This window comes from Photobacterium sanguinicancri, from assembly GCF_002265265.1.
Classification (GTDB): Bacteria; Pseudomonadota; Gammaproteobacteria; order Enterobacterales; family Vibrionaceae; genus Photobacterium; species Photobacterium sanguinicancri.
In genome coordinates this window covers 1-6,180 of sequence record NZ_NOIF01000237.1, presented here as the reverse complement: position 1 = coordinate 6,180, position 6,180 = coordinate 1, and the positions used below count along the sequence as shown (strand labels likewise).

General features: G+C 43.7%; 7 protein-coding genes. All 7 read left to right on the top strand.

Translation table 11 applies throughout. The annotated features are described in order from the left end of the window. Positions 1–201 precede the first annotated feature (201 nt). The 7 genes from ASV53_RS22040 (at position 202) to purR (ending at position 6,144) form a co-directional block, all read left to right on the top strand. Positions 202–954, top strand: coding sequence for an energy transducer TonB (locus ASV53_RS22040; protein ID WP_094958698.1), 753 nt, complete (start codon positions 202–204; stop codon positions 952–954). A 3-nt stretch (positions 955–957) separates the two neighbouring features. Further along, positions 958–1,671 (top strand): MotA/TolQ/ExbB proton channel family protein, encoded by a 714-nt coding sequence (locus ASV53_RS22035; protein WP_094958696.1) that lies wholly within the window; start codon positions 958–960, stop codon positions 1,669–1,671. Continuing rightward, a complete protein-coding gene (locus ASV53_RS22030) occupies positions 1,668–2,090 on the top strand; it encodes an ExbD/TolR family protein (protein WP_062690517.1) in 423 nt (140 codons plus the stop codon). Before ASV53_RS22035 ends, ASV53_RS22030 begins: the two co-directional genes overlap by 4 nt. Next, positions 2,087–2,932 (top strand): heme/hemin ABC transporter substrate-binding protein, encoded by an 846-nt coding sequence (locus tag ASV53_RS22025; RefSeq protein WP_094958695.1) that lies wholly within the window; start codon positions 2,087–2,089, stop codon positions 2,930–2,932. Before ASV53_RS22030 ends, ASV53_RS22025 begins: the two co-directional genes overlap by 4 nt. Positions 2,933–2,959: 27 nt before the next feature. Continuing rightward, positions 2,960–3,997 (top strand): FecCD family ABC transporter permease, encoded by a 1,038-nt coding sequence (locus ASV53_RS22020; RefSeq protein ID WP_094958694.1) that lies wholly within the window; start codon positions 2,960–2,962, stop codon positions 3,995–3,997. Next, positions 3,994–4,809, top strand: a complete 816-nt coding sequence (locus ASV53_RS22015) for a heme ABC transporter ATP-binding protein (protein WP_239928888.1) — start codon at positions 3,994–3,996, stop codon at positions 4,807–4,809. Before ASV53_RS22020 ends, ASV53_RS22015 begins: the two co-directional genes overlap by 4 nt. A gap of 330 nt (positions 4,810–5,139) precedes the next feature. Then, a complete protein-coding gene (gene purR, locus ASV53_RS22010; protein WP_062690514.1) occupies positions 5,140–6,144 on the top strand; it encodes an HTH-type transcriptional repressor PurR in 1,005 nt (334 codons plus the stop codon). Positions 6,145–6,180: the final 36 nt, after the last annotated feature.

Here is a 6,180-nt window from a genome sequence, read left to right as displayed (position 1 = left end):
ATATAAGCAAGTTACTACTTTGCGATCTGCCTTGTTTCAGAACGCATGATATTCAGACTCAAATAATATTGCAAATGATAATTGATATTATTCGCCTTTCGTGGATAATGGCTTCAAATCTTATTGAAAACCACTTTTGATAGTTCTGTTAGTTAGTGGCGTTCACAAGGCAATATTTATTTCAGCGTGGTAGATGAAACCGTGAATACAAAACGATATTTACTTGCAGGTACGGCATCTGTTCTTTTTCATAGCCTAGTCTTCTCAGCGATTCCCAACACCATGGTTATGGCAATGCCTGTGGGTACTGAATCTACCCGCGTTTCATTAAATTTAGTGTCTGTTCCCCAACAAGCACCAAAACCGCAAATAATTGCCGAAGCTCCAGCTCCAACCAAAGCGGTAAAAGCCAAACCGAAAAAAGAAGTGAAAACCGAGCAAAAACGTTTGGTGAAAAAGCCCAAAGTGACAGAAGAGAAAGCCGTTAAACAACCGGTGACAAAAGATATTGTTAAAAAGGCAACACCCAAGAAAAAGCAGCCTGTCGTAAAAAAGGACGCGGTGAATCCTGCAGAAAAAACAACCAAGCCTAAAGAGGAAATGGTTAGTAAAGCGGATTCACAGCCAAAACCTGAAGTAAAAGCACAAGAGGCCGCAGGGGTAAATAGCCCTCCACAACTGGTTAATAAGCCAAACTTCAGTTCAACGCCAAGTCCAGTTAGTTACCCAAAAATCGCTCAACGGCGAGCGCTAGAAGGCAAAGTATTATTTGAAGTCTGGATTGACAGCTCAGGCAAACAAATTAAACAAATATTAGTGAAGTCATCGGGCACGAATGTACTCGACGATGCAGCGTTAGCTGCCATTAAACGCTGGCAATTTTCATCTTATATCGTCGATGGGCAAGCTATTGCGCATCGTGTACACATTCCTGTTCGTTTCAAGTTGGATTAAGGCATGAACACCATCACAAGCTTTCAAGAACAATTTGGCCTAATGGCTTGGCCTCTCTTCTTATGTTCAGCAATCACTTTAATGATTTTGCTGGAGCGTTTCATTCAAGTCTTACTCTGTACGGGAGTTGGCCATTCTAAAATCAATACGATCTTGGCTAAACAAGATCATAATAACCAACCACAGCTTGATCAACTCGTAACCGATCTAAAGCAAAAAAGGCCTCTGCTCTATAAAGGAGTAGCAATGTTAATTGCCCATCGTCATTTCGACAAAACATTGCGAGAAGATGCAGCCAGTATTTGGTTACAGCAAAAACGTAAACAACTGCGATCTGGGCTGCGCTTACTGGCACTGATTGGGGTTATCAGCCCATTACTTGGCTTATTGGGCACAGTGCTTGGTCTGATTGATATGTTTAAGGGCATTGCAGCATCAACGGGGTCAGTCACTCCAAACGATCTTGCCGACGGGCTCGGCCTTGCCATGCGCACCACAGCCGCAGGCTTGATTATTGCCCTGCCCGCTATTACTGGATCACAACTTCTAGGCGTTTGGGCTGACAGCATTACCTCTAAATTAGAGCACTCACTCAATCATTGTAACCTGTGGATTGAAGGCATTAACTTCCATACCTCAGATGATTCAGCAGTAACTGAAAGCTCTGCAGCAACCCAAACCGCAGCAGTAATGAATGGATCTAAGGTGCAACCATGATCCGCGCATCAAACACCTCATGGGACAGTGACGAACTCAAACCTGATCTTACGCCTTTACTCGATATCATCTTCATTGTGATGGTGTTTTTATTACTGACAGCCAGTGTGAAACTTCAATCCCTTGATGTGGAATTGCCGCAAACAAGTACCGAAGTGTTACAAGAAACCCATGCTGATCCCATTACGATCAACTTATTGGCAAAAGATCCCTACTGGGCTCTACAAGGTAAAGAAGCGAATAACTGGCAAAGCTTTAGCATCAACTTATTAAAAGAAGTAAAAGCTAACCCTAAAAAGCCCGTTGTTATTGGTGCAGATAAAGGCGCATCAGTCGAACACATGCTCAAGCTTTTGGCACTACTTCAACAACATGAAATCAAAGCAACACAATTACTAATGGAAGAGGAAGCATCATGAAACGCTTAGTCTTAGCTACAACTCTGCTTTTAACCGCCACATCAAGCTTGGCTAATGAGCGTATCATCAGTGCAGGTTCAGCCATTACTGAACTTTTAAATGCTATCGGTGCAGAGCAAAACATTGTCGCAGTCGATGCCACCAGCAGAAGCTTAGTGAATAAAAATATCCCGACGCTGGGTTACCATCGCGCATTATCTGCAGAGAGCCTGATCGCGTTAACCCCTACTCGCTTATTAGGCTCGGAAGAAATGGGGCCAAAAACTACCCTCGACCTAGTGAAACAGGCTGGTGTTGAGGTGAATATTCTCAATTCAGGCGAAACAGTGAATGATCTTCTAAATCGTATAGATAGCATTGGCGAAATCACAGGTAAGCAAAACAAAGCAAACGAGCTAAAAGAAAAGGTAAAGCAGCAAGTTGCTAATATTCAAAACAATAACAAACGTGCTTCTACCGTAAGTAAAAAGCCTGTAAAAGTCTTATTCCTATCGATTCATGAAGGCCGCCCTGCAACTGTAGGTGGACGCAATACAACAGCAGATACCGTTATTAATCTTGCGGGTGGTATTAACCCAGCAGCGCAAAAAGTGGAGTCTTATAAGCCGATTTCCGCGGAATCTATGCTTGAAATGCAACCCGATATCATCATGCTAAGCAGCCGTACTTACAACTCAATCGGCCAAGCTGACGGTCTATTCAAAGAACTTCCACTCCTTGCAGCCACCCCAGCAGGCATTAATAAAGCCGTTGTTGTTATTGATGGCACGGCACTTATTGGTGGCCTTGGACTTAAAAGCCTCAGTGAAGCAGAACGCTTAAACCGCGTTTTCTACCCTTAATCGTCGAGTATTGATTACGTGTCCGTTATGCAAATCCAAAGACTTCCATTAAAAATCGTTTTCCCCGTTGGGTTGAGCATGCTCTTCCTTGCGGTGGCGACATCCGTGATTGTTGGCCCTATGGCTATAACTCTCAGTCAAAGCTTAAAAGCCTTTACGCCTTGGCAAAGTGAATTACCCGCACACATCCAGATAGTGATCCAACAAATAAGGCTGCCAAGAACACTATTATGTATTGCGATTGGTGCCATTCTCGCTTTATGTGGTGCTGTTATGCAGGGGCTATTTCGAAATCCGTTGGCCGATCCTGGCATCATTGGGGTTTCAGGTGGTGCGAGTTTAGGTGCTGCACTGGCTATTGTTCTTTTTGGTTCTTTAGCATCATCTTTCCCGATCCTATTAACATTAGGTACTGTGCCTATCATGGCGTTTCTTGGTGGCGCAGTAAGTACTTGGTTGGTATATACACTGGGGACAGATAAAAACGGAACATCCGTTACTATCATGCTACTCGCTGGTGTGGCTATCGGAGCACTTTCTGGCGCAGCTTTAGGCTTAATGAATTACTTTGCCGATGACCAAGCTCTACGTGATTTATCACTGTGGACAATGGGATCACTCGCGGGTGCTACATGGCCAGGTATCGCACTCGCCTTCTCAACATTCGGTATTCTTATGTGGGTGTTTGATCGCAAGGCCAACGCTCTAAATGCCTTTCTACTTGGCGAAGCTGAAGCAAAACACATGGGTGTGAATGTCCAAGCATTAAAACGCAGCCTAATTTTGTTGTGTGCTGCTGGTGTGGGAGTGTGCGTATCGCTAACAGGCGTGATTGGCTTTATTGGTCTTATTATTCCACATTTAGGTCGTATGCTTACTGGACCTAACCATAAAAGCTTACTGCCATTATCAGCCTTACTTGGCGCATTAATTTTGCTGATTGCAGATATGATCGCCCGTGTTATTGCGGCTCCCGCTGAATTGCCAGTAGGGATCATTACCGCCATCTTAGGTGCACCCTTCTTTATTCTGTTACTTATTAAACAAAAAGGTCGCTTATCATGATGGTTGATGCTCATATATCTGATCAATGGCAGTCGACCCACCATGATAGCGTTGCGATCTCAGCTAAAGGGTTAAACCTCAGCCTTGGTGGTAAAGTTTTACTTGATGATTTTAATCTCGAGATTAGGCATGGTGAGGTGACCGCATTACTTGGACCTAACGGCGCAGGCAAAAGTACACTACTCAAAGTACTGTGTGGCGAGTTAGATGCAGGAGGTGATATCCGCATTCATAATAAGAACCAAGCTAAGTGGCCAGCTAAAGCGTTAGCCCGATATTTAGCCGTTTTACCTCAACACAGTAGTTTAAGCTTTGCATTTACCGCACAAGAAGTAGTCGAACTCGGTGCTTTACCACTCGATCTTCCCCGCGCGGATGCAACGGCGACAGCAGCTGAAATGATGGAAAAGACCGATGTCACAACACTCGCCGACAGGTTATATCCCTCTTTATCTGGCGGAGAAAAGCAAAGGGTTCATTTTGCGCGAATTCTGACACAACTGAGTGAAGCAAATGAAAATGCGATTCTAATGCTTGATGAACCCACATCAGCTCTTGATTTGGCTCATCAGCATAAGACGTTACAATTAGCGCAGAACATGGCTAAAGCTGGCGCTGCCGTTATCGTTGTATTGCATGATCTAAACCTAGCGGCACAATATGCCAATCGCTTGATTATTGTGAATAATGGCAAAATACAAGCAGATGGCGATGCGTGGCACGCACTCGAACCGAGTAACATTGAACGAGTCTACGGTTGGCCTGTAACTATGACAGAGCATCCGGTGCACAAACACCCCGTGATTTTGTAGCACTTTACTTGCGTATTTATTACATTACCCATGCGAATGCATACTAACGCATCAAAAATCACCATAGTTACATTATTATTGTTGATGTCTATCAAGTATTACCATCTTGATAAACAGAAACGTTGCACTGTGCGCTACACTCAGTAAAATGTGAACGCAAGCGATTAACAATGTAACGCTACCCTAATCTATAAAAGCCGCTCATCCTAGAGAAGCGGCTTTTCACTTTTATGGAAGGTCTAAAGCGACACATGCACTCAACGTAAAAAGAGTAGGCGTGTTGGATGGCTTAGCTAGACCCTCTTTATTGCAATTATTAGAAGAATAACTATGGCAACGATTAAAGATGTTGCACGTATGGCTGGTGTTTCAACGACAACAGTCTCTCACGTGATAAACAAAACACGCTTCGTAGCAGAAGCAACACAGAAGAAAGTGTTGGCTGCCGTCGATGAACTGAACTATGCGCCAAGTGCTGTTGCTCGCAGCCTGAAATGTAATACTACTCGCACTATCGGTATGTTAGTAACGAAATCGACTAACCCGTTCTTTGCTGAAGTTGTACATGGCGTAGAAGAATACTGTTACAAAGAAGGCTATACCTTAATTCTATGTAACACCGAAGGTAACCTCTCTAAGCAACGTGATTACTTGCGCATGCTGGCTGAAAAGCGTGTAGATGGCTTGATGGTTATGTGTTCAGATCTCGACCAGCGTTTATTAGATCTATTAGAACGCCAAAGTGATCTACCTATGGTTGTGATGGACTGGGGCCCAGAAAGCCCACACACAGATAAAATCCAAGATAACGCAGCAGTCGGTGGTTATGTCGCGATCAAGCACTTTATCGAAAATGGCCACACTAAGATTGGCTGTCTATCTGGCCACAATGAAAAATCAACCTGTCGTGAACGCTTGAAAGGCTTCCAAAAAGCGATGGGTGAAGCTGATCTAGATATTAATGAAGATTGGATCATTGAAGGTGACTTCGAGTGTGAGACTGCCGTACAAGCAGCTGAACAGTTTATTGCAATGAAAGAGCGCCCTACTGCTATCTTCTGTTTTAACGACATTATGGCAATGGCGATGATCAGTACTTTCGTTCAACATGGAATTCGAGTGCCTGAAGATATCTCAATCATTGGTTACGATAATATCGAGCTAGCACCTTTCTTCTCGCCACCTTTGACAACAATCCACCAGCCTAAACGCCGCTTAGGTAAAACAGCGATTGAAATCTTGATGGAACGCGTAAAAGATAAAAAACATGAGACCCGTGTTTTTGAAATGTCACCGGCACTCGTTGTCCGTAAGTCAGTTCATAAGCTCAATTAATTATTCTTATTGCGCATAAAAAAACAAAAAACCGAC

What these genes read in the sequence shown, in the direction of transcription:
- ASV53_RS22030 (WP_062690517.1), top strand. Translation starts at nt 1,668, where the DNA reads ATGATCCGCGCATCAAACACCTCATGGGACAGTGACGAACTCAAACCT.
- ASV53_RS22020 (WP_094958694.1), top strand. Translation starts at nt 2,960, where the DNA reads ATGCAAATCCAAAGACTTCCATTAAAAATCGTTTTCCCCGTTGGGTTG.
- purR (WP_062690514.1), top strand. Translation starts at nt 5,140, where the DNA reads ATGGCAACGATTAAAGATGTTGCACGTATGGCTGGTGTTTCAACGACA.
- ASV53_RS22025 (WP_094958695.1), top strand. Translation starts at nt 2,087, where the DNA reads ATGAAACGCTTAGTCTTAGCTACAACTCTGCTTTTAACCGCCACATCA.
- ASV53_RS22015 (WP_239928888.1), top strand. Translation starts at nt 3,994, where the DNA reads ATGATGGTTGATGCTCATATATCTGATCAATGGCAGTCGACCCACCAT.
- ASV53_RS22035 (WP_094958696.1), top strand. Translation starts at nt 958, where the DNA reads ATGAACACCATCACAAGCTTTCAAGAACAATTTGGCCTAATGGCTTGG.